The 24125-nt window shown below is 60.7% G+C and carries 15 protein-coding genes; 5 read left to right on the forward strand and 10 right to left on the reverse strand.

Features of this window, described 5'->3' with window-relative positions; translation table 11 throughout:
- Positions 1–415: 415 nt before the first annotated feature.
- The 8 genes from AC3WJW_RS04640 to glnE form a co-directional block, all read right to left on the reverse strand.
- Positions 416–1867 carry a lipopolysaccharide kinase InaA family protein gene (locus tag AC3WJW_RS04640; protein WP_493725274.1) on the reverse strand — a complete coding sequence of 484 codons (1452 nt, stop codon included), beginning with the start codon at positions 1865–1867 and terminating at the stop codon, positions 416–418.
- Complete coding sequence (locus tag AC3WJW_RS04645; RefSeq protein WP_015093189.1) at positions 1867–2619, reverse strand: lipopolysaccharide kinase InaA family protein; 753 nt, start codon at positions 2617–2619, stop codon at positions 1867–1869. The genes AC3WJW_RS04640 and AC3WJW_RS04645 overlap by 1 nt, the downstream gene beginning before the upstream one ends.
- Positions 2616–3350 (reverse strand): lipopolysaccharide kinase InaA family protein, encoded by a 735-nt coding sequence (locus AC3WJW_RS04650; protein ID WP_015093188.1) that lies wholly within the window; start codon positions 3348–3350, stop codon positions 2616–2618. Before AC3WJW_RS04650 ends, AC3WJW_RS04645 begins: the two co-directional genes overlap by 4 nt.
- Complete coding sequence (rfaP, locus tag AC3WJW_RS04655; protein ID WP_493725275.1) at positions 3350–4156, reverse strand: lipopolysaccharide core heptose(I) kinase RfaP; 807 nt, start codon at positions 4154–4156, stop codon at positions 3350–3352. Before rfaP ends, AC3WJW_RS04650 begins: the two co-directional genes overlap by 1 nt.
- Positions 4157–5278 (reverse strand): glycosyltransferase family 4 protein, encoded by a 1122-nt coding sequence (locus tag AC3WJW_RS04660; RefSeq protein ID WP_102673182.1) that lies wholly within the window; start codon positions 5276–5278, stop codon positions 4157–4159.
- A complete protein-coding gene (gene waaC / locus AC3WJW_RS04665; protein WP_429390993.1) occupies positions 5278–6339 on the reverse strand; it encodes a lipopolysaccharide heptosyltransferase I in 1062 nt (353 codons plus the stop codon). Before waaC ends, AC3WJW_RS04660 begins: the two co-directional genes overlap by 1 nt.
- A gap of 1 nt (position 6340) precedes the next feature.
- On the reverse strand, positions 6341–7375 hold the full coding sequence (gene waaF / locus AC3WJW_RS04670) for a lipopolysaccharide heptosyltransferase II (RefSeq protein ID WP_104451067.1): 1035 nt from the start codon (positions 7373–7375) through the stop codon (positions 6341–6343).
- Between the two features lie 307 nt (positions 7376–7682).
- Positions 7683–10622, reverse strand: coding sequence for a bifunctional [glutamate--ammonia ligase]-adenylyl-L-tyrosine phosphorylase/[glutamate--ammonia-ligase] adenylyltransferase (gene glnE / locus AC3WJW_RS04675; RefSeq protein ID WP_493725276.1), 2940 nt, complete (start codon positions 10620–10622; stop codon positions 7683–7685).
- A gap of 383 nt (positions 10623–11005) precedes the next feature.
- Between glnE and aceE the strand changes: the two genes are divergently transcribed.
- The 5 genes from aceE (at position 11006) to msrA (ending at position 21051) form a co-directional block, all read left to right on the forward strand.
- Entirely contained in the window at positions 11006–13651 is a 2646-nt protein-coding gene (gene aceE / locus AC3WJW_RS04680) for a pyruvate dehydrogenase (acetyl-transferring), homodimeric type (protein WP_015093183.1), read from the forward strand.
- 11 nt (positions 13652–13662) lie between these two features.
- Complete coding sequence (aceF, locus tag AC3WJW_RS04685) at positions 13663–15624, forward strand: dihydrolipoyllysine-residue acetyltransferase (protein ID WP_493725277.1); 1962 nt, start codon at positions 13663–13665, stop codon at positions 15622–15624.
- 274 nt (positions 15625–15898) lie between these two features.
- On the forward strand, positions 15899–17293 hold the full coding sequence (locus tag AC3WJW_RS04690) for an alkaline phosphatase D family protein (RefSeq protein ID WP_493725278.1): 1395 nt from the start codon (positions 15899–15901) through the stop codon (positions 17291–17293).
- A 235-nt stretch (positions 17294–17528) separates the two neighbouring features.
- Positions 17529–20222: a putative bifunctional diguanylate cyclase/phosphodiesterase gene (locus AC3WJW_RS04695; RefSeq protein ID WP_493725279.1), complete on the forward strand. Its 2694-nt coding sequence runs from the start codon at positions 17529–17531 to the stop codon at positions 20220–20222.
- A gap of 178 nt (positions 20223–20400) precedes the next feature.
- On the forward strand, positions 20401–21051 hold the full coding sequence (msrA, locus tag AC3WJW_RS04700) for a peptide-methionine (S)-S-oxide reductase MsrA (protein WP_493725280.1): 651 nt from the start codon (positions 20401–20403) through the stop codon (positions 21049–21051).
- An 85-nt stretch (positions 21052–21136) separates the two neighbouring features.
- Here msrA and AC3WJW_RS04705 read toward each other — a convergent pair whose 3' ends face one another.
- A complete protein-coding gene (locus tag AC3WJW_RS04705) occupies positions 21137–21973 on the reverse strand; it encodes a 23S rRNA (adenine(2030)-N(6))-methyltransferase RlmJ (RefSeq protein ID WP_007971823.1) in 837 nt (278 codons plus the stop codon).
- A gap of 455 nt (positions 21974–22428) precedes the next feature.
- On the reverse strand, positions 22429–23913 hold the full coding sequence (putP, locus tag AC3WJW_RS04710) for a sodium/proline symporter PutP (RefSeq protein WP_102698616.1): 1485 nt from the start codon (positions 23911–23913) through the stop codon (positions 22429–22431).
- Positions 23914–24125 lie beyond the last annotated feature (212 nt).

Here is a 24125-nt window from a genome sequence, read left to right on the forward strand (position 1 = left end):
CGAGCAACTGCAGCGGGGACCTCACGGCATTTTTAACCGCGCTAAGGCCGCCAATAGACAAGGATATTGCCGTCCACGCTTTGCCGGTATTTGCCTGCGCAGCCCGTGCGCTGCTTCGGCTTCATCCTGCAGGACGGTGGCGACGGTCCCGCAGCCCATTAGCGACACAGACAAAACACCCGATGAAACTGCCACTTTGATCGACACAGCCTGCCCTCCGAGAACGTCAGGCAAACTAGCATCGGGGCGATTTCGGCCACAGTTCATGGCCTCCCAAGATCGCGCAGGACGGTTCACAAGAAACTGTCTGCTTTCTCGGTTGGCAGTTCCGGCCTCTTCGCGAGCAGGCTCGCTCCCACAGTGGTTCCGGTCGTTCAGAAATCCCTGTGGGAGCGAGCCTGCTCGCGAAAAGGATTCAGGCCGCGCTGGAGATGTCTTTGGGCAGACGCTGATCGATGACCTGGTAAAGGGCACTGCCTTCAGGCCAGTTACGCATGAACCGCGCGCGATCCCTGGCATACGCCGGGGCGAAGCTGCCGAGCGAGCCGTGCTGGCACATCGAGTCGAGGTCGATCAACGCCCAGCGATCCTGCTGCCAGAACAGGTTATGGCCCTTGAAGTCGCCATGACTGATACGCAAACGAATCAGCTCGGCAAACAGATGATCCAGTGCCGCCAGTTCTGCCTGGGGTGCGTCACCGCTTTCAACGTAGGGCGCAAAACGCTCGATGATGTCCGGCCCCGGCAGATACTCGGTGATCAGGTACGCCCGGCTGCGCAGCCACAGGAAACGCTTCTCCAGCAACGCCAGCGGCTTGGGTGTGGCAATCCCGAGGAACGCCAGGCGATTGCCTTCGCGCCATGAATGCCAGGCCCGGCTCGGGCGCCAGAAACGCTTGAGCCAGTGGGCAAAACCCTTGATGTTGTAGCGTTTTATCACCAGCGTGCGGCCATCCACCTCGACTTTGCCAACACTCGCCGCGCCGCCGGTCTTGTACAGATGCCCCTGATCGAGCAAGGCATCGGCCTGCTCCAGCACCGACACCATCGACGCTTCTTCCTCGCGGCGAATCGCCCGCAGTCCGAAGGCCCCGCGCTGGACGCTGAACAGCGTGCACTCGCGACCGACCTTGATCAGGAAGTCCTTGAGGCGCCAGTTGCGGACCTTGTCGATCTGCTTCTGCAGCGCCTCCATGGGCAAGGCGTGCTCGCCGTTGCTGAGCAGGTAATACACCAGCAACTCTTCAATGAAGGGTTCAATCGACTTCGGCAACTGGGCGAAGAACACCCCGAGGTTTTCCAGGACTTTCTGCCGCGACAGCGGCTGGCCAGGCGTCTCGCAGCAGATACCGGCACCATCGATCAGGTACAGGCGGCCGCCCTGGCGCAGTAGATTGTCCAGGTGCAGGTCCTCCTGCCACAGGCCCTTGCGATGCATCTGACCGATCGCACCCAATGCCTCGGCCAACACCGCCCCTTGTCCATCGGACAGTACGGGTTGCTGCTCAACCTGTTTCCAGGTATCGCCAAGGCTTTCGGCATGCTCAAGGAAATCAAACAGCAGCCAGCCACCCTCGCCGTCCTTCAGGCCGTCGGCCAACAACTGCGGCGTGGTCAGGCCCTGGTCGGAGAGCAGGCGCACGCCGTCCAGTTCACGCTGAAAATGCCGTGCAGCCTTGCTGCCGACCAGCAACTTGGCCAACACCGGCCGGCCACGCCAGACACCGGCACCGACATAACGCTGCCCCGGCAATACCCGCAACAGGCTCAACAGTTGTAAATCGGCGGGACCGGCGGCATCGGCCAGCGAAACGCTCAGCGGTAAAGCCGGATGGCGGCCAGCGGATTTCAATTCGGACAAACGCATCAACGAGGCCCCTTTTGGCTGCGCCGTGCGGTCAAGCGCTGCAGCCAGCTGTCGATCAGCGAGCTGTCCTGCGGCTGATCCAGATAGGCCGCCAGCAATTGCCGCAGCTGCGACTCGCCCCACTCGGGCGCGCGGCGCGTCAGCGGTTCCAGGTCCTTGATTCGGTCACGCTGCCCGTACAGCAGCGGCCGGGTCTTTTCGAGGTCGATTAATTGAGCCTGGTAGCCGTGGCCGGTGGCACGCATGAAAATGTGCTTGGGATAGAAACACCCGTGCACCTGGCGAGCCGCGTGCAGCTGCCGGGCCAGTTCGCCACTGGCCTTGAGGATTTCCGAGTGCTGCTCAGGGCTCAATTGAGCCCAGCGCTGCAACAGCGAGTCGAGGTCGTCCCAGCCGTCCAGAGCGCGGGTCAGCAGGATCGCGCGGACTTCGCCATTGACCTTGCGCTGCCCGTAGAACACCGCTTCCAGCGCCGGAATGCCCATCTTCCGGTAACGGGAGATGTTGCGAAACTCGCGGGCGAAACTCGGCTCGCCGAACGGCGCGCGCAAGGTGCGGGTCAGGTAGTTGCTTTGGCGCTTGAGGTAATAGCCATGACCTTCCAGATCCAGCCGAAACACACTGCTCCAGCCGCCGCGACCGGTGTTGGGTTCGTCCACCGCATCGAGCTGCTTGGCCCAGAGCGCCTCGAACGTGCCGAGACCATGGCGCTCAAGCAGCGCACGGTCTTCAGCGGCCAGAAAATCAGTCATTCGCGTCCCTCGAAAAATCTCACCACGTGCCGGATGCGTTTCTTGTCCGCAGCGTTGAGCCGGGTCCGGTTGCGGTATTGCAGGTAAAAGCGCAAGCGCTGGGTAGCCGACAGTTGATACTTGGCGACCTTGTCCAGGCACGCCAGATCCTTGGTGATTCGGTACTTGAGCCAGAAACCGCGCCAGAAATCGCCGTTGGGGCAATCGATCAGAAACAGACGAGCCTCGTCGTCGATCAGCAGGTTGCGCCACTTCAGATCATTATGGGTGAAGCGGTGATCGTGCATGGTCCGGGTGTACTGGGCCAACTGACGACTGACGGCATCGACCCAGGCGCGATCCGACAGCTTCGGATCGCGTCGCTCGGCCAGTGCCGACAAGTCTTCGGTACGCGGCAGTTCCCGGGTAATCATCGCACCGCGAGCGTAGGCCGCACCGCGACGTTCCAGGCCCCAGGCCACCACCTCGGCCGTGGGAATGCCCCACTTGGCGAAACGCTTGAGGTTCTGCCACTCCATCTTCACCCTAGGCTTGCCGAGGTAACGCCGCAAGCCTTTGCCAGCGCCCACATAGCGTTTGACGTAATAGTTGACGCCATTGCGCTGAACGCGAATGACCTCGGAGAGCAGGTCCTTGGTCAACCGTTCGCCCTGAAGCGCAAACACCGCCTCAAGGCTGCCAAAGTCATCGGCCAGATCGCTATAGGCCGGCTCCAGTTTCCAACCCGACATCAGAGCGCATCCCCGTATCGCTGTTTACGCTCGTAGAGCTTGTTCGCCTTGCCATCGAGCCATGCCAGCAAACCCGCCTCTTCACTCAGGATCTGCCGCAGCGGCCGCTGGAAATAGCCCTTGAGGAAACGCAGTTTGTCGCGGCGGGTCAGGCCGATGTCCAGGGCGGAAAAGTACAGGGCCGCCAGATCCTTGTTGCGCCAGCGCGAGGTGATCGCCGGACGGGTCTGGGCACGGTGCAGGTCGATCACCGAAAGCTTGAAATCATCAAAGGTCACCGGTTTGTCGGTGTGCAGCAGGAAATGACAGATGTAGCAGTCGCGGTGATTGACCCCGGCGCGGTGCATCATGCCAGTCATGCGTGCGACTTCGGCAATCAGCGCGCGCTTGAGTTTTGGCTCGGGCGGCTGCTTGACCCAGTTGATGCTGAAGTCTTCGAGGCTGACGGTGGGCGCCAATTCTTCGGTAACGATGAACGAGTGCTGGTCGGCCGGGTTACTGCCCTTCTCGCCATACGCGACGGCGGTCATGGTCGGCACGCCGGCTTCCTGCAGGCGCTGAATCGCCTTCCACTCCTGGCCGGCACCCAGTACCGGGAGCTTGGCAGTGAGCAGGTTCTTGAAGATTTCGCCCCAGCCGATGCCACGGTGGATTTTCACGAAAAACCCGTTGCCGTCGACTTCCGTGCGCAACGTCCGGCGTGCTTCCAGCTCGCGGTACACCTCGCCCTTGAGCCCCTCGACTTCGGCGAACGGGTCGCGTCCGGCCCAGAGGCTCTTGAACGGTTCAGCCAGCATCAACTTCATTTAAGCGTGCTCCGCCAGAATCACATCGGCCGCGTGTTGCGGCATGCTGTAGAGGTCGGCCGTTTCGGCAAAGGCCAGACCATTGCGGCTCCAGGCCGCCCTTGCTTGAGCGTCGTTCAACATGCCGGTCAGGTATTGCGTCAGCTGTGCCTGATCGAAGGGCTCGTCCAACACCAGGCCAGCATCGGCCTCGGCGATGTAATGGGCGTAACCGCACACCGCGCTCACCAACACCGGCAAGCCGGCCACCAGTGCTTCGAGCAGCACGGTGCCGGTATTTTCGTTGTACGCCGGGTGGATCAACAGATCGGCACCCAACAGGAAACGCGGGATATCGCTGCGCCCCTTGAGGAACGTGACGTTGTCGCCCAACCCCAATGTCGCGCTCTGCATCTGGAATAACTTGGGGTCATCCTGGCCAATTACAAACAGCCGGGTGCGCTTCCTCAGCTCGGCAGGCAATGCCGCCAGTGCCTTGAGGCTGCGGTCCACACCCTTGGTCTTGAACCCGGAGCCGATCTGCACCAGCAGCAACTCGTCGTCCTTGAGGTCGAACTCAGCACGGAACCCTGCACGAATGTCATCGGCATCGGCCGGCCGGCGACGGTCCTGGGCGATACCCGGTGGCAGCAGGTGGAAACGCTCCAGCGGCGTGTCGTAATGCTTGATGAACAGCGGCTGCTGGACCTCGGAAATCATCAATACTTCGGTCTTCGCATCCCTGGCGAACACCGCGCGCTCGTATTCGGCGAAGTGGCGATAGCGCCCCCAACGACGGTACAGCGAGTTGCGCAGGTTCTGCGCCTTGTCTTCGAAGCAGCCGTCGGCGGCGTAGTAAACGTCCAGGCCCGGCATCTTGTTGAAGCCGATCAGGCGGTCGACCGGGCGCTTGGCCAGGTCGGCTTCCATCCATTCGCTGAGTTTTTCGTTGCGTCGATGGTTGAAGAACGCCTTGACCGGCGCCACCAGCACTTCGAAGCCCGGCGGTACGTCGCCCTCCCAGATCAGCGTGTAGACGCGAATCTGATGGCCGCGTTTCTGGCACTCCAGGGCAATGCGCATGAAGTCGCGCTGCAAGCCGCCAAACGGAAAATACTTGTACAGGACAAATGCCAATTGCATCAGCGCAGCTCCTCAGCCATTAACAACGTGCTCAGTCGGCTGGCGACACGCTCGGGGTTCAGACGCGTGAAGCACAACGGCCACTCGCGTTTCAGATCAAATTGACGGGCATCTTCGGCCGTCGGTTGGTAGGTGCATTTCTTTTGCAGGCACGGCGCACACGGGAAGTCGCTGGCCAGGTGAATCTGCACCTTGCCGTAGGCGCCGGTCAGGCCCGGATTGGTCGGGCCGAACAACGACAGCGTCGGCACATCCAGCGCGGCGGCCAGGTGACCCAGGCCGGTATCCACCGCCACGCAGGCTTGCGCGCCAGCCAGCACCTTGCCGACACCGGCCAGGTTCAATTTGGGCAACACTTCGGCGTGCTTGAAACCCTCGGCAATGCGTTCGGCCCGGGCTTTCTCCTGGGCATTACCCCAAGGCAGCTTCACCCCGACGCCCAGGTAGCCGACCCGTTCGGTCAGCTCGCGCCAGTAAGCTTCAGGCCAGTGCTTGGTGTCCCAGGTCGTGCCATGCAGAAACACCACGTACGGGTTCTTGCGCGGCAACTCCACCAGGCGCTCGACATTCAGACCGTAGTCGCCCATGCCTTTTGGCAAGTCATAGCCCAAGGCGATGGCGAACAACTGACGCACTCGCTCCACCGCGTGCTGCCCGCGGGCAACGGCCAGACGCCGATTGTAAAAGCGCGCAGCGATGGGCTCGCGCGCCGAGCTTTTATCGAGGCCGGCCACCGGCGCCTTGACGTAACGGGTCAGCCAGGCGCTTTTCAGCAAGCCCTGGGCGTCGATCACCAAGTCGTATTTCGTGGCGCGAACGCTTTGCTTGAAGCGCTTCCACTCACCGCTCTTGATGGTTTGCCAGATGTTTTTGCGCCAGCGACGGATCGCCACCGGAATCACCTTGCCCACCGCCGGATGCCAGGTCGGGATTTCGGCAAAGCCTTCTTCCACCACCCAGTCGAACTTGATGCCGGGAATCGCCCGCGCCGCGTCGGTCAACGCCGGCAACGCATGAATGACGTCGCCCAGCGAAGACGTCTTGATCAACAGAACCCGCAAGCTATTTGACCTCGACCACAGTGCCTTGCAACCGCTGCAAGGCTTCGTTCACGGCTTGCGGCATGAGCTGGCGCAGGCAGTTGTAATGGCCGAAACGGCAGGTGCGATCGAAGCACGGGCTGCACTCGATGCCCAGGCGTACGATTTCCACGTGCTCGGCCAACGGTGGCGTGAAACCCGGCGACGTCGAGCCGTAGACCGCGACCAGCGGGCGGTTCAGCGCGGCGGCGACGTGCATCAGGCCGGAGTCGTTGGACACCACCGAATCGGCACAGGACAGCAGGTCGATGGCTTCGGCCAGCGAGGTGCCGCCGCTGAGGTTGACCGATTCTTCGCGCAGGCCGGGAATCAGCCGCGCGCGAATGTCTTCGCCCACGGCGTGGTCGTTTTTCGAACCGAAAAGCCAGACTTGCCAGCCTTCACGAATCTTCGTTTCGGCGACCTTGGCGTAATGCTCGGACGGCCAGCGCTTGGACTCGCCGAACTCGGCACCGGGGCACAGGGCCAACACCGGACGGTCGAGGGCCAGGCCGAACTTGGCCAGCGCCGCCTCGCGGGTGACCGGATCGATCTGCAGCGTCGGACGCGGATAGGGTTTCGGCAACTCGACGCCCGGCTCGAAGGCCAGGGCCATGAAGCGCTCGATCATCAGCGGATAACGATCCTTATCCAGCGTGCGCACGTCATTGAGCAGGCCATAGCGGAATTCGCCACGCCAGCCGGTGCGCTTCGGGATGCCGGCAAAGAAAGGCACCAGCGCCGACTTCAGGGAATTGGGCAACAGGATCGCCTGGTCGTACTGGCCGGCCAGGGATTTACCGATGCGCCGGCGCGTCGCCAACTCCAGCACGCCATGACCGAGCGGAAAGCTCAAGGCCTGGCGAACTTCGGGCATGCGCTCAAGAATCGGCCGGCTCCACTCGGGGGCCAGCACGTCGATTTCGCACTGCGGGTGGCGTTGCTTGAGACACTGGAAAAGTGTCTGCGCCATCACCATATCACCGACCCAACTGGGCCCAACGATCAGAATTTTCATGTGGTTTCCATAAACGAACCGGGGAGGCCTACGCCTCCCCGCCTCGAGAATCTCTGCGGGAGCATGGCGGCTTGCGATGGGTCATCACCTTCAACATTGCTGTCGACTGTCACTCCGCTATCGCGAGCAGGCTCGCTCCCACATTGGGTATTGGTGTACTTCGATCGGCATGACACTGCAGATCTACTGTGGGAGCGGGCTTGCTCGCGAAGGGGCCATCACATTCAATATCTCTATCGACTGACACTCCGCCTTCGCGAGCAAGCCCGCTCCCACATTTGAATCTTGTCGCTCCGACTGACGCGTTTCAGCGTAGCCCCAGCTCACGCCAGATCCGCATGACCTGCTGCCGTTCGTCCGTGAACTGGTCGGCCGGTATCACCCCCGGGTTCTTCTGCAGAGCCTGTCGGTGGGCGGCGGAGCGGTACGCTTTATACGCTTCACGCAACAGGCTGGCATCTTCGACGGGCATCAGCCCTTCGTGTTCCAGCTCTTCCAGAATGCGGATGTTATCGGTCCAGCGCAGCAATGGCGGGTGTGTTTCGGACCACGCCAGGGCCGCGTATTGCACCATAAATTCAATATCGACGATACCTCCGGCGTCCTGCTTGATATCGAACGGCGCCGTGGCTTCGAAGGCATTTGCCCCGGTGCCGGCCGCCGTGCTCTTGCTGCCGAGGTTATCGCGCATCTTGGCGCGCATCTCGCTGACCTCCTGGCGCAGGGTCGGCAAATCACGCGCCTTGCCCAATATCGCGGCGCGGACTTGCTCGAAGGCCTGGCCGACATCCTGACTGCCCACCAGCACGCGCGCCCGCACCAACGCCTGATGCTCCCAGGTCCAGGCTTCGTTCTCCTGATAACGGGCAAACGCCCCCAAAGAACTCACCAGCAATCCCGACGCACCGGACGGCCGCAGGCGCATATCCACTTCATACAACTGCCCGGAGTTGGTCTGCGCCGTCAGCAGGTGAATGATCCGCTGCCCCAGGCGGGTGAAAAATTGCGCACCGTCGATGGGTTTGGGCCCATCGGTTTCAGCTTGCGGATCCCCGTCGTGGATGAACACCAGGTCCAGGTCCGAACCATGCCCGAGTTCCAGGCCGCCGACTTTCCCATAACCGACAATGATGAAGCCGGGATCGCACAAGGTGCCATCGGTGCGCAGGGGCGTGCCGTACTTGGCCACGGTCTGGCGCCAGGCCAGCGCGAGCACCTGTTCAAGAATCGCTTCGGCAAGCCAGGTCAGGTAGTCGCTGACTTTCATCAGCGGCAGGCTGCCGGCGATTTCCGAGGCGGCCACCCGCAAGCGGTGCGCCAGCTTGAAGTGGCGCAGCGCTTCCATTTGCTGTTCCAGGTCGTCCTCGGGAATCCGCGTCAGGCGCTCGCGCAACTCGGCTGCCAGTTCTGGCGCCAGTGGCGGCTTGAACAGTCGGCCTTCGTTGAGCAATTCGTCGAGCAGCAGCGGGAAACGGGTGATTTGCTCGGCGATCCACGGGCTCGCGGCGCACAGCGTCAGCAAACGCCGCAAGGCGCCAGGGTTCTCGGTCAGCAGCACCAGGTACGCGGAGCGACGGGCCACGGCTTCAACCAGCGGCAGCACGCGTTCCAGCACCAGATCCGGATTGGCATGCTCCACGGCCTGCGCCAGCAAACGCGGAATAAACGCATCGAGACGTTCGCGCCCCAGACGCTGCATCGCTCGCAATTGTGGACTGCTGCGCAAGCCGGCCAAGGCTTTCAAGGCCTTGGGCGCATCCTTGAAACCACCCTCCTCCAGTTGGCGGCAAGCGGCCTCATCGTCCTGAGCCTCTTCCCACAGCGGCAACCACTCACCGCCGACCACCACTTCGCTTTCGGCACCCTGCTCTTCGTCGGGATCGGCGATCACCTGCCCGAAGTGCCAGGCTACGCGGCCACGCCAATACATCAGTTGTTCGTGGAACGCCGTCCAGTTGGCGAAGCCCAGTATAAAGGCAATGCGCGCCTGATCCTGCTCGCCACTGGGCAACATTTGCGTCTGGCGGTCAGCGATCGCCTGAATCGCGTGTTCGGTGTAACGCAGGAATTCGTAGCCTTCGCGCAACTCGCTGATCACATTCGGCGGCAGATAACCCTGACCTTCCAGCGTGCTCAGCACCTTTAATAGCGGGCGCTGCTGCAAGCTCAGATCGCGGCCGCCGTGGATCAGCTGGAACGCCTGGGCAATGAACTCGACTTCGCGAATACCGCCAGAGCCGAGCTTGATGTTGTCGGCCATGCCCTTGCGCCGCACTTCCTGCTGGATCAACTGCTTCATGGTGCGCAGCGCTTCGATGGCCGAAAAGTCCAGGTAACGCCGGTAAACGAACGGCCGCAGCATGTCTTGCAGTTGCGCGCCAGCCACCTGGTCGCCGGCCACCACCCGCGACTTGATCATCGCGTAGCGTTCCCAGTCGCGACCCTGATCCTGGTAATACTGCTCCAGCGCATTGAAGCTCAGCACCAGCGCGCCCGCCGAACCGTAGGGGCGCAAGCGCATGTCGACGCGGAATACAAAGCCGTCGACGGTCATCGGGTCCAGGGCCTTGATCAGCCGCTGGCCCAGACGAATGAAGAACTCCTGGTTATCCAGCGCGCGTTTCACGCCGACGGTTTCACCGCCCTCGGGATAGGCGAAAATCAGGTCGATGTCCGACGACAGGTTCAACTCCACGGCGCCGAGCTTGCCCATGCCGAGGATGACCATCTGCTGCGGCTCGCCGCTGCGCCGCCCGGTCGGCACGCCGAACTGCTGGCAATGCCGCACGTACAACCACTGATAGGCCTGATCGATGCTGGCATCGGCCATGTCCGAGAGGTCGCGGCAGGTCTGGATCAAATCGGCCTGGCGGGTCAGGTCGCGCCAGATGATCCGCACCTGATGGCGCGCGCGCTGGCGGCGCAGGGCACGGCCAAGCAGATCGTCGGTCTCGGCCGTGCTCACGGCGGCCGCGATCTGCGCGCACAATTCACCGGGCACGTAGCTGCGGTCCAGCTCACCGGACTGCACCAGCTGCAGCAACATCAAAGGGTCACGAACAGACTGTTCAATCACGAAATCGCTGGCGGCGGTGACACGGGCAAATTGTGCCCAGCGCTCCGGCGACCAGGCAGACAGCCCGTGATCATCGTCCAAAGTGGCGACGGCAGCCCGGAACGACTGCTCGGCGCGGGTGACAAACGGCTGGAGAATGGCGGGCAGTTCGGCAAGCGAAGGGAGGCTCATGGTCTATCCTTGATCGGCGTACAACGGACTGCATGTAGTGGTTTGCGAAAACCCACTACCTGAGGGAGTGTCGAACAAAAGTTAGAAATAGCTGAAATTTCTTTAATTTTGGCAGCCAGCATCAAGCTTTTACCTTTTGTAGTTGGAAAAAGACCAACCTTAACGATTATTCTCACAACGCAGCCGGGGGCCACAAGCCGCTCATCTGTAGTTTTACTACTCGTATATACATTAGACGGGCTGAAATGCCGGAGGATTTGTAGTAAAACTACACGCCGCCGGAACAACCTGTCGGCAATCCAAGAATTCATAACGTCTGCCCACAAGGCCAGTCGCTAACTCAGGCAACCGATTCTGGTAGCCTTTCCGCCCTGGAGCAAGCCATGCAAGACCTCGATCCCGTCGAAACCCAGGAATGGCTGGACGCCCTGGAATCGGTTCTCGACAAAGAAGGCGAAGACCGTGCTCACTATCTGATGACCCGTATGGGTGAACTGGCGACCCGCAGCGGTTCGCAGTTGCCTTACGCCATCACCACGCCTTACCGCAACACGATCCCCGTTACCCACGAAGCACGCATGCCTGGCGACCTGTTCATGGAACGCCGCATTCGCTCGCTGGTACGCTGGAACGCGATGGCCATGGTGATGCGTACGAACCTGAAAGATTCTGACCTCGGCGGTCACATCTCCAGCTTCGCTTCCAGTGCGACCCTGTATGACATCGGCTTCAACTACTTCTTCCAGGCCCCGACCGATGAACACGGCGGCGACCTGATCTACTTCCAGGGCCACACCTCGCCAGGCGTTTACGCCCGCGCATTCATGGAAGGCCGCATCACCGAAGACCAGATGAACAACTTCCGCCAGGAAGTCGACGGTCAGGGCCTGTCGTCCTACCCGCACCCTTGGCTGATGCCTGACTTCTGGCAGTTCCCGACCGTATCCATGGGTCTGGGCCCGATCCAGGCGATCTACCAGGCACGCTTCATGAAGTACCTGGAACACCGCGGCTTCATCCAGCCAGGCAAACAGAAAGTCTGGTGCTTCCTGGGCGACGGCGAGTGCGACGAACCGGAATCCCTGGGCGCGATCTCCCTGGCCGGCCGCGAGAAGCTGGACAATCTGATCTTCGTCATCAACTGCAACCTGCAGCGCCTCGACGGCCCGGTTCGCGGCAACGGCAAGATCATCCAGGAACTCGAAGGCGTGTTCCGCGGTGCTCAGTGGAACGTGACCAAAGTCATCTGGGGCCGTTTCTGGGACCCACTGCTGGCCAAGGACGTCGACGGTATCCTGCAACGCCGCATGGACGAAGTCATCGACGGCGAGTACCAGAACTACAAAGCCAAAGACGGCGCGTTCGTGCGTGAACACTTCTTCAACACGCCGGAACTCAAGGCGATGGTTGAAGACCTGTCCGACGACGAGATCTGGAAGCTCAACCGTGGCGGCCACGACCCGTACAAGGTCTACGCGGCGTACCACGAAGCGGTCAACCACAAAGAACAACCGACCGTCATCCTGGCCAAGACCATCAAGGGTTATGGCACCGGTGCCGGCGAAGCGAAGAACACTGCGCACAACACCAAGAAAGTCGATGTCGACAGCCTGAAGTTGTTCCGCGATCGTTTCGACATCCCGGTCAAGGACGACGAGCTGGAAAACCTGCCGTTCTTCAAACCGGAAGAAGGCAGCGCCGAAGCCCGTTACCTGAGCGAGCGCCGCACCGCACTGGGCGGCTTCGTGCCTCAGCGTCGCGCCAAGAGCTTCAACATCCCGACTCCGCCACTGGACACCCTCAAGGCGATCCTGGACGGCTCGGGCGACCGTGAAATCTCCACCACCATGGCCTTCGTGCGGATCCTCGCGCAACTGGTCAAGGACAAGGAAATCGGTCCACGCATCGTGCCGATCATCCCGGACGAAGCCCGTACCTTCGGTATGGAAGGCATGTTCCGTCAGTTGGGCATCTACTCCTCCGTCGGCCAGCTCTACGAGCCAGTCGATAAAGACCAGGTGATGTTCTACAAGGAAGACCAGAAGGGCCAGATCCTCGAAGAAGGCATCAACGAAGCGGGCGCCATGAGTTCCTTCATCGCTGCCGGTACTTCGTACTCCAGCCACAACCAGCCGATGCTGCCGTTCTACATCTTCTACTCGATGTTCGGCTTCCAGCGTATCGGCGACCTGGCATGGGCCGCTGGCGACAGCCGCACCCGTGGTTTCCTGATCGGCGGCACCGCCGGCCGTACCACCCTGAACGGTGAAGGCCTGCAACACGAAGACGGTCACAGCCACCTGCTGGCTGCCACCATCCCGAACTGCCGCACCTACGATCCAACCTACGGCTACGAGCTGGCGGTGATCATTCAGGACGGCATGAAGAAGATGACCGAAGAGCAACAGGACGTCTTCTACTACATCACCGTAATGAACGAGTCGTACCAGCAGCCAGCCATGCCGGCCGGTGCCGAAGAAGGCATCAAGAAAGGCATGTACCTGCTCGAGGAAGACAACCGCGAAGCGGCGCACCACGTTCAGCTGATGGGCTCCGGCACCATCCTGCGTGAAGTCCGTGAAGCCGCGAAGATCCTGCGTGAAGAGTTCAACGTCGGCGCCGACGTGTGGAGCGTTACCAGCTTCAACGAACTGCGTCGCGACGGCCTGGCCGTAGAGCGCAGCAACCGTCTGCACCCTGGCCAGAAGCCTAAGCTGAGCTACGTCGAAGAGTGCCTGAACGGCCGTAAAGGTCCGGTCATCGCCTCTACCGACTACATGAAACTGTTCGCCGAGCAGATCCGTCAGTGGGTACCGTCCAAGGAATTCAAAGTTCTGGGCACCGACGGTTTCGGCCGCAGCGACAGCCGCAAGAAACTGCGTCATTTCTTCGAAGTCGACCGTCATTTCGTGGTGTTGGCAGCCCTGGAAGCACTGGCTGACCGTGGTGACATCGAACCTAAGGTTGTGGCCGAGGCCATCGCCAAGTTCGGTATCAACCCGGAAAAACGCAACCCACTGGACTGCTGAGGAGAGATTCTGTGAGCGAACTCATTCGCGTACCTGACATCGGCAGCGGTGAAGGTGAAGTAATTGAACTGTTTGTGAAGGTCGGCGACCGTATCGAAGCCGACCAGAGCATCCTGACGCTGGAATCGGACAAGGCGAGCATGGAAGTGCCTGCGCCGAAGGCCGGTATCATCAAGAGCCTGAAAGTGAAGCTGGGCGATCGCCTGAAAGAAGGCGACGAACTGCTGGAGCTGGAAGTCGAAGGTGCTGCTGCGCCAGCCCCTGCGGCTGCCGCTGCGCCGGCTGCCAAGGCTGAAGCCAAACCGGCTGCTGCTCCTGCCGCCGCCGCTCCTGCTGCTGCGCCGGCTGCCGCCAGCGTTCAGCAAGTGCACGTGCCGGACATCGGTTCGTCGGGCAAGGCCCAGATCATCGAGATCCAGGTCAAGGTCGGCGACACCGTCGCGGCTGATCAATCGCTGATCACCCTGGAATCCGACAAGGCCAGCATGGAAATCCCTTCGCCAGCCGCTGGCGTGGTCAAGGCCATCAGCGTCAAGCTCAACGACGAAGTCGGCACCGGCGACCTGATCCTGGATCTGGAAGTGGCGGGTGCTGCGGCACCGGCTGCTGCTCCGGCCCAGGCTGCCGCTGCGGCACCTGCTGCTGCACCTGCACCTGCGGCAGCCCCGGCTGCTCCAGTGGCCGACAGCGTTCAGGATATCCACGTTCCGGACATCGGTTCGGCGGGCAAGGCCAAGATCATCGAAGTCCTGGTCAAGGCCGGCGACACCGTTGTCGCCGACCAGTCGCTGATCACCCTGGAATCCGACAAGGCCAGCATGGAAATTCCATCGCCAGCCGCTGGCGTGGTGGAAAGCGTTTCCATCAAGCTCGATGACGAAGTCGGTACCGGCGACCTGATCCTCAAGTTGAAAGTCAAAGGCGCTGCCCCGGCCGCTGCTCCGGCACCTGCCGCTGCCGCCCCGAGCGCTCCTGCTTCGGCTCCAGCCGCTGCTGCCCCTGCTGCCGCCGCACCTGCTGCTGCCCCGGCCGCCGCTCCAGCCAAGCCTGGTGCCAAGGTTCACGCCGGCCCTGCCGTGCGTCAACTGGCCCGTGAGTTCGGTGTCGAGCTGAGCGCCGTGGGTGCCAGCGGTCCGCACGGTCGCATCCTGAAAGAAGACGTGCAGGTTTACGTCAAAGCCATGATGCAGAAGGCCAAGGAAGCACCGGCCGCTGCTGCTGGCGCAACCGGTGGCGCGGGCATCCCGCCGATTCCGGTCGTGGACTTCAGCCGCTTCGGTGAAATCGAAGAAGTGCCGATGACCCGCCTGATGCAGGTCGGCGCTGCCAACCTGCATCGCAGCTGGCTGAACGTGCCACACGTGACGCAATTCGACTCGGCGGATATCACCGAACTCGAAGCGTTCCGCGTTGCCCAGAAAGCCGTTGCAGAGAAGGCCGGCGTCAAGCTGACCGTCCTGCCATTGCTGCTCAAGTCCTGCGCGCACCTGCTCAAGGAACTGCCGGACTTCAACAGCTCGCTGGCGCCAAGCGGCAAAGCGATCATCCGCAAGAAATACGTGAACATCGGCTTCGCCGTCGACACCCCGGAAGGCCTGCTGGTACCGGTCATCAAGAACGTCGACCAGAAGAGCCTGCTGCAGCTGGCTGCCGAAGCGGCTTCCCTGGCTGAAAAAGCCCGGACCAAGAAGCTCTCGTCAGACGAGATGCAGGGCGCCTGCTTCACCATTTCCAGCCTCGGGCACATTGGCGGCACCGGCTTCACGCCAATCGTCAATGCGCCGGAAGTGGCGATCCTCGGTGTTTCCAAGGCAACCATCCAGCCAGTCTGGGACGGCAAAGCCTTCCAGCCGAAACTGATGCTGCCGCTGTCGCTGTCCTACGATCACCGCGTGATCAACGGCGCCGCTGCTGCACGCTTCACCAAGCGTCTGAGCGACCTGCTGGGCGACATCCGCACCATGCTCCTGTAACACCGGCCGGCCCTCCTTCACCGGAGGGCCTGCCGCGTTCCACGTTTCCGAGCGCCACGCTCGTACCTCAACCCCGCCAATTTGGCGGGGCTTTTTTTGCCTGAATGTTTTACTTAAAACGTCTTCCTACATTTGTGGCTGATATTGCCCACAACTCGAATCCATTTCTGCCAGATATTTTTTCGGGCCAAATAACTAGCCTTGGTTGAAAGACTACTTATTACATCCGAAACAACCATCTAACTAATTTGTAAGCAGCCGAATGGACTCAAACATGCTTAAACCAACTGTCGGCCCTATTATTGGTCACACCACAACTAACCACACCCGTATTTTCTTGCGCGGCGAACACAATAAAAACACGCTGGTATTTGCCGGCATTCGTTATAGACGACAAGGCGAAGACCAATGGTCAAAAGGCATCTTTGCGAAACTCGAACCCAAGCACGACATGTGCGAAGTCTTTGCACTAAATAATCTGTCCGCCGACTCCTACTATGAGTATCAGGCCGGGTGGTTCAGCCCGGCCGGGCCGGCGCACACCGTCGACACGGTGAAGGAACTGCCGCTGCAATGGCCACAGCAGATATATCACCTGCGGACCCGTTCCAGCCAGGCCGGCCTGCCAAGGGCCTACATTGTCGGTTCCTGCCGATATCTGCGCATGACCGCCGGCATTGCATCAGCCCCTCACTTGGGTGACAGAATCTTCGCTTCAATTTCACGACTGGTGGAACAAGCCAGTCCTCCCGTCAGTGCGCTGGTGATGACGGGCGACCAAATCTACGTCGATGATTTGAACATCATTGCCCCGGATCGGGAACTCAAGGAAATCCTGCATAAATATCGCGTGGCGTTTTCGCAGGTAAATATCGCCAGATTAATGTCCAACCTATCCACTTACATGATTCTTGACGACCATGAAATAGAAGACAACTGGCCCGCCAACAAGAGCAAGTCTGATGACTACTTATATGCAAACGCAATCAGGGCCTATGAATTGTATCAGGCCAGCCATAGTCCAGCCCATGCACTAACCGATGACGGACTTGTAAATAAACGACTGGATAAATACTGGTATCAATTTACTGAAGGTGATACCGAATGGTTTGTTACCGACAGTCGAACCCGACGCAATCTGTCGGCCGCTGACCGACGCATTCTCGATGCCAACCAGGAACAGGCCTTGTGCGACTGGCTGATCCACAGCCCGGCGCGGGTCAAATTCGTGGTCACCAGTGTCATGTTCTACCCTGACCAAAAACGCTCGGATGATGACGCCTGGCAGGCCTTCCCCGAACAACGGCTGCGGTTGCTGGAGACCATTCGCACACGCCGCATCAAGAACGTCGTGTTCATTTCCGGCGATGTCCACGGCTCATTGACCAGCCGGTTGACCCACAGCGAGGACCCGGACTTCGAAGTCCACACCATCGTCTCGTCACCACTGTGCAACAGCAAAATGTTGCCCTATGCCACGGCCTCCACGTTCATCCTCGGTCAACCCCTGGTCCGCACTGCCTCTGGCGACTATCGGGATGAGCTGACCAGCAACGTGATCAGCCAGGATAACTTTGCACACCTGGTCGTCGATGCCGGGCAGCTCCAGGTGAATTATCACGATCGGGAAGGCAAGCTGTTGCAGTCCATTGGCATCCCGTTTCGCTGACCCGGAAATGGGTCGCAGCCAATAGCAATACTTGCAAAACTGCGAACTTTTCAGCGAATAGCATTACTTTTTGCCACCGACTGAAGAAAACCCGTCGTCTGCCGACATATTCTTATAGCACTTGGCCTTCATCTCTCTTGTCAGTCGGTGTCGCAATGATGCAACCTTGCCGCAGGCAACAGTAAAGAGGGCGTGAGCCCAGCGCGTTCAGCATATTCGAAGCGAGTTTCCCTCCATGAAAAGCCAACCCGATGCCGCCAGCCGTATGGTGGCCGAGGTAGTGACGCAGTTGCCTGTGCCCTCGCGGCTCGGCATGCTGCGTTTCGAACGGCTTAATGAACCCAGCTGGGCACTCCTGTTTCTCGATCCCAATTGCGAACGCCAGTTCGGCTTGCCCGCCGTGGAGCTGTGCGCACTGGTGGGTTCGCCCTACGCCAGCCTGATGGAGCCGGAAGCGCGCTATCAACTTCATGATGCGGTCCAGCAACAGCTGGCTCACAGCACGCATTACCTGATCCGTTACACCCTGCACACGGCCTCCGGCTCCCTGAATCTGCTGGAACTGGGCGAAGCCTACAAACAGCACAATCGTCACCTGTTGCGCGGCTACCTGCTGGTCATTGACGGCCTGTTCGAGGATGACCCGCTGCAACCGGCCCTGGATCTGGAAACCCAGAACTCGCGCCTGCAAATCGCCCTGGAGCTCAATCAGCGCGCCCAGCAGGAGCAACTGCTGCATCTGGACCGGGTGCGCGCCCAGCAGGACCTGATCCTGCTGCTTACCCGGCAGCGCTACAGCAGCAACAACTCCTTGCGTGAAGCCGCCGAGCTGATCACCCGCAGCGCCTGCGACATTTACCAAATCGACTGCGCCAGCCTGTGGAGCCTCGAAGGCTCGATGCTGGTGCCGATCTCGGCCTATCACCGCACGAACAAGGAATACCTGCTGCCGCAGCCGATCGACGCCAGCGTGTTCCCCGATTACCTCGACGCCCTGCACACCGGCCGCGCCATCGACGCCCATAACGCCATGCGCGACCCGCGCACCCGGGAGATGGCCGAAAGCCTGCGCCCGCGCGACGTCAACGCAATGCTCGACGCCAGTATCCGAGTCGATGGCCAGGTGGTGGGCGTTTTGTGCCTGGAGCAAATCGGTGCGACCCGTGCCTGGCAGTCGGATGAAATCGCCTTCGCCGGCGAACTGGCCGACCAGTTCGCCCAGGTCATCAGCAACCACAACCGGCGCACCGCTACCAGCGCCCTGCACCTGTTCCAGCGTGCGGTCGAGCAAAGTGCCAACGCCTTTCTGCTGGTCAACTGCGACGGCGTGGTGGAGTACGTCAACCCGAGCTTCACCGCAATCACCCAGTACTCCACCGAAGAAGTGCATGGTCAGCGCCTGTCGGAACTGCCGGCCCTGGAGAACCTCAGCGAACTGCTGTTCGACGCGCCTTCGGCGCTGGCCAAGAGCAACAGTTGGCAGGGCGAATTCAAGAGCCGCCGGAAAAACCTCGAACCCTACTGGGGCCAGTTGTCGATCTCCAAGGTGTACGGCGACAACCGCGAGCTGACCCACTACATCGGCATCTACGAAGACATCACCCAGACCAAGCTCGCTCAGCAGCGCATCGAGCGCCTGGCCTACACCGACAACCTGACCAATCTCGGCAACCGCCCGGCGTTCATCCGCAACCTCGATGAACGCTTCGCCCGGGACAGCGACGCGCCGATCAGCCTGTTGCTGGTGGATATTGACAACTTCAAGCGGATCAACGACAGCCTCGGCCACCAGACTGGCGACAAATTGCTGATCAGCCTGGCCCGACGTCTGCGCAACAGCTTGATCCCGAGCGGCAGCCTGGCGCGATTCGCCAGTAACGAATTCGCCGTGTTGCTGGACAACAGCGACCTCACGATGGGTCAGCAAGTGGCCAATCAGTTGCTCGCGACCCTCGACAAACCGATGTTCGTCGACAACCAGTTGATCAGCGTCACGGGTTCCGTGGGCCTGGCCTGCGCGCCGCTACACGGGCGCGACCCGCAAACCCTGATGCGCAACGCCGGGCTGGCGCTGCACAAGGCCAAGGCCAATGGCAAGCATCAGGTGCAAGTGTTCACTGAAGCGCTGAACGCCGAGGCCAGCTACAAGCTGTTCGTCGAAAACAACCTGCGCCGCGCCCTGACCCAGAACGAACTCGACGTGTTCTACCAGCCCAAGCTGTGCCTGCGCAGCGGTCGCTTGCTGGGCATGGAAGCCTTGCTGCGCTGGGATCATCCGGAAAAGGGCATGATCCGCCCGGATCAGTTCATCAGCGTCGCCGAAGAAACCGGACTGATCATTCCGATCGGTAAATGGATTGCCCGCCAGGCCTGCCGCATGAGCAAAGCGCTGACCGCCGCCGGCCTGGGCAACCTGCAAGTGGCGATCAACCTGTCGCCCAAGCAATTCTCCGATCCGGACCTGGTGGCCTCCATCGCCACCATCCTCAAGGAAGAAGCCCTGCCCGCGCATTTGCTGGAGCTTGAGTTAACGGAGGGCCTGCTGCTGGAGGCCACCGAAGACACTCACTTGCAGCTCGACCAGCTCAAGCGCCTGGGCCTGACACTGGCCATGGACGACTTCGGCACCGGTTACTCGTCGCTCAGCTACTTGAAAAAATTCCCCATCGACATCATCAAGATCGATCGAAGCTTCATCCACGAAATCCCGGACAACCAGGACGACATGGAAATCACCTCCGCGGTGATCGCCATGGCCCACAACCTGAAACTCAAGGTCGTGGCTGAAGGCATCGAAACCGCCGAGCAGTTGTCGTTCCTGCGCCGTCACCGCTGCGACGTCGGCCAGGGCTACCTGTTCGACCGTCCGATCCCGGGCAATGAGCTGATCGAAAAGCTCAAACGCTACCCGCGCGGCCCAATCGCCTGACAGACACAAAACCTGTGGGAGCGAGCTTGCTCGCGATAGCGGTGGATCAGTCGACATTGATGCTGAAAGTTATGCCCTCATCGCGAGCTCGCTCCCACAAGGTAGTGCGTATCTGGCCGGCATTGGGCACACTGACGGTCTGCTTATTTACAACTCAACCTGACTGAGAGGACTGATCATGGTTCTGCGCTCGGAAATTCTGGTGAACAAAAACGTGCTCCCTACTAAAGAACAAGCTCTGCCTGGCCGCGAAACCCCGATGAACTTGCCTGAGAAGCACTTTGTCTTCAAAGACACCCCTCTGCTGGGCCCATTCTTCGAGGACGTCGAGTTCGCGATCTTTGGCCTGGGCTGTTTCTGGGGTGCGGAACGCCGCTTCTGGCAGCGCGACGGCGTGGTCAGCACTGTTGTGGGTTACGCCGGCGGCTTCACGCCGAACCCTACGTACGAAGAAGTCTGCTCGGGGCTGACTGGCCACGCCGAAGTGGTGCTGGTGGTGTATGACAAGGCCAAGGTCAGCTACCAGGAGCTGCTGGCGATGTTCTGGGAATTGCACAACCCGACTCAGGGCATGCGTCAGGGCAACGACATCGGCACCCAGTACCGCTCGGTGATCTACGCCACCTCGCCTGAACAACTGGAAGCCGCGCTCAAGAGCAAAGAAGCGTACCAGGCTGAACTGTCCAAGGCCGGCCTCGGTGAAATCAGCACCGAAATCGACCAGGCCCCGACCGTCTTCTTTGCCGAGACGTATCACCAGCAGTACCTGGCCAAGAATCCGGAAGGCTACTGCGGGATCGGCGGTACGGGCGTGACCTGCCCGATCTGATCGCTAAAACAAAAGATCGCAGCCTTCGGCAGCTCCTACAGGCGTACGAATAACCCTGTAGGAGCTGCCGCAGGCTGCGATCTTGTTACTCGGCAATCAACCAATCCATCCGCCACCCACCCTGGGTCTGTCCAAGCTTCTCGGACAACCACGGCAGCAGCTCACGCAACTCTTCCTCCAGCCCCCACGGCGGATTGGCAATCGCCAGCCCGGAACCATTCAGGCTGTTCGGCGTATCCAGCGGATGCACCAGCAACTCCACCCGCAACAACTTCGGCGCACCGGTACCGGCCAGGTCCTGGTAGAAACGACGCAGCGCACGCTGATCCTTCACCGGGTACCAGATCGCCGCCACGGTCTGGCGCATCCGGCCAATCGCTTCCTTAAGCGACGCGGCACAACGCTGCATCTCGTCGAGCTTTTCGAACGGCGGATCGATCAACATCACCGCCCGCTTCTCCGGCACCGGCAACAAGGCCCGCGACACATGCCAGCCTTCGCCCAGGTGCACCTTGACCCGACGATCACCGGCCATGTTGTCCTTGAGCAGCACGCCGTCTTCCGGATGCTTCTCGTTGAGCAAGACGCGGTCCTGGGGACGAGTCAAGCGTCGCGCCAGCTCCGGCGACCCCGGGTAATAGCGCAACTGGCCATCCGGGTTCATCTCGTGCAGCACCTGCATGTAATCAGCGGTCAGGATCGGCAGATCCGGCTGATCCCACAAACGCGCAATGCCTTCCAGGTACTCACCGGTACGGTTGGCCTGGTCACCCTGAAGGTCATACAGACCGATGCCGGCGTGAGTGTCGAGATAGGCAAACGGCTGCTCCTTGCGCGACATCAGGGCGATGAGGCGGGTCAAGGTCAGGTGTTTGAACACATCGGCGTGATTGCCGGCATGGAAGGCGTGACGATAATTCATGGCTGCTCCTGCGAAGGCCGGGAAGTTTACCTTTTACCGGCCGGCAAGTCAGGGGTTCGGGGCTGAGTGGCCCTCAACGTAAAAAGATCGCAGCCTTCGGCAGCTCCTACAGGGATCGCGCAGATGGATCTGACACCTGTAGGAGCTGCCGAAGGCTGCGATCTTTTGATCTTGTTCTTGTGCCGATGCCTACGCCCCTGCCGAAGACCCCGCCCGCAACCGCCGTCCAACCACATCCAGCACATCACAGCCATCGCGCAACGGAATGGCGCAGAGCAAGGCGAAGTCGCTGAGGATATCGAGTGGGTGCCAACGAACAGGGTGGGCATGTCGCTGCAGTCGCTGGTCAGATGAGGCGAGCACCACGGATAGTGGAGAAGCAAAAAAAACGGCCCGCACCAAAAGCTGCGAGCCGTTCTTTTAACAGGGACGGGAAACGTTCACCCCATCACTCATCACTTGTTCAGACGATAATCACGCTCTGCAGCCTCAAAACGCTGGAACATGCCGGCAGTCGGCGTGCCCATCTTGCTGACGAAGTAGATCGCCAGGCTGGCGAAGATGAAGCCCGGGATGATTTCGTACAGGCCCAGCAGTTCGAAGTGCTTCCAGACGATCACGGTGATCGCGCCGACCAGGATACCGGCCAGTGCGCCGTTGCGGGTCATGTCTTTCCAGATCACGGAGATCAGTACGACCGGACCGAATGCAGCACCGAAACCGGCCCAGGCGTAGCTCACCAGGCCCAGTACACGGTTTTCCGGGTTGGACGCCAGGGCGATCGCCACCAGGGCAACCAACAACACCATGGCACGACCGACCCAGACCAGTTCCAGCTGCGAAGCGGATTTACGCAGGAAGGTCTTGTAGAAGTCTTCGGTCAGGGCGCTCGAGCACACCAGCAACTGGCAGCTCAGGGTGCTCATCACCGCAGCCAGAATGGCCGACAGCAGGATACCCGCGATCCATGGGTTGAACAGGATCTTGGCCAGCTCGATGAACACACGCTCGTGGTTCTCGGTGACTGCGCCAGCCACGTCCGGGTGCGCCGAGAAGTAGGCGATACCGAAGAAGCCGACTGCCACGGTGCCGCCCAGGCACAGGATCATCCAGGTCATGGAGATGCGGCGAGCGTTGGCGATCGATTTGACCGAATCGGCAGCCATGAAACGCGCCAGGATGTGCGGCTGACCGAAGTAGCCCAGACCCCAGCCCATCAGCGAGATGATGCCGATGAAAGTGGTGCCCTTGAGCATGTCGAAGTTGCTTGGATCTTGCGCTTCGATGGCCAGGAAGGTGGTGTCGACACCACCCGTGGCCAGCAGCACGATGACTGGCGTCAGGATCAACGCGAAGATCATCAGGGTGGCTTGTACGGTATCGGTCCAGCTTACAGCCAGGAATCCACCGATAAAGGTGTAGGCAATCGTCGCCGCAGCACCGGCCCACAGCGCCGTCTCGTAGGACATGCCGAAGGTGCTTTCGAACAGACGGGCACCGGCCACGATGCCGGAAGCGCAGTAGATGGTGAAGAACACCAGGATCACGACCGCAGAGATGATCCGCAGCAGGCCGCTCTTGTCTTCGAAGCGGCTGGCGAAGTAGTCCGGCAGGGTCAGTGCATCACCGTTGTGCTCGGTCTGCACGCGCAGACGGCCGGCGACGAACAGCCAGTTCAGGTAGGCACCGACGATCAGGCCGATGGCGATCCAGCTTTCGGAAAGACCGGACATGTAGATTGCGCCGGGCAAGCCCATCAACAACCAGCCGCTCATGTCGGAGGCACCGGCGGACAGTGCAGTCACGACGCTGCCCAGGCTGCGACCGCCCAGAATGTAGTCGGAAAGGTTGTTGGTGGAGCGATAGGCCATCAAGCCGATCAGCACCATTGCTGCGATGTAGATCACGAACGTGATCAGGGTTGGATTGCTTACGCTCATTAAGTTACGCCCTGGCTTTGTTTTTATGTAGCGGCGGCTGGTGAACCGCTCGCAAACGCATACGTTTGACAGACGATCCGGATTCCCGCGCATTTATGACTGATGTTTCCCCAGGAAAGCCATCAGCCGGAGCACCCGGATTCTGTCCGGGTTGCACCTTGGGCGCGAATGCTATTCAACAAAGCAAATAAGGTGCAACCAGTTTCTTGAGA

It is taken from the genome of Pseudomonas sp. GW821-FHT07G06 (genome assembly GCF_058986625.1).

Bases quoted from the DNA above. Each gene is read 5' to 3' on its own strand.
- AC3WJW_RS04640 (WP_493725274.1), bottom strand. From the start codon at position 1,867: ATGCGTTTGTCCGAATTGAAATCCGCTGGCCGCCATCCGGCTTTACCG.
- AC3WJW_RS04705 (WP_007971823.1), bottom strand. From the start codon at position 21,973: ATGAATTATCGTCACGCCTTCCATGCCGGCAATCACGCCGATGTGTTC.
- AC3WJW_RS04695 (WP_493725279.1), top strand. From the start codon at position 17,529: ATGAAAAGCCAACCCGATGCCGCCAGCCGTATGGTGGCCGAGGTAGTG.
- glnE (WP_493725276.1), bottom strand. From the start codon at position 10,622: ATGAGCCTCCCTTCGCTTGCCGAACTGCCCGCCATTCTCCAGCCGTTT.
- AC3WJW_RS04650 (WP_015093188.1), bottom strand. From the start codon at position 3,350: ATGTCGGGTTGGAAACTGGAGCCGGCCTATAGCGATCTGGCCGATGAC.
- AC3WJW_RS04645 (WP_015093189.1), bottom strand. From the start codon at position 2,619: ATGACTGATTTTCTGGCCGCTGAAGACCGTGCGCTGCTTGAGCGCCAT.
- aceE (WP_015093183.1), top strand. From the start codon at position 11,006: ATGCAAGACCTCGATCCCGTCGAAACCCAGGAATGGCTGGACGCCCTG.
- waaF (WP_104451067.1), bottom strand. From the start codon at position 7,375: ATGAAAATTCTGATCGTTGGGCCCAGTTGGGTCGGTGATATGGTGATG.
- putP (WP_102698616.1), bottom strand. From the start codon at position 23,913: ATGAGCGTAAGCAATCCAACCCTGATCACGTTCGTGATCTACATCGCA.
- rfaP (WP_493725275.1), bottom strand. From the start codon at position 4,156: ATGAAGTTGATGCTGGCTGAACCGTTCAAGAGCCTCTGGGCCGGACGC.
- AC3WJW_RS04660 (WP_102673182.1), bottom strand. From the start codon at position 5,278: ATGCAATTGGCATTTGTCCTGTACAAGTATTTTCCGTTTGGCGGCTTG.
- msrA (WP_493725280.1), top strand. From the start codon at position 20,401: ATGGTTCTGCGCTCGGAAATTCTGGTGAACAAAAACGTGCTCCCTACT.
- AC3WJW_RS04690 (WP_493725278.1), top strand. From the start codon at position 15,899: ATGCTTAAACCAACTGTCGGCCCTATTATTGGTCACACCACAACTAAC.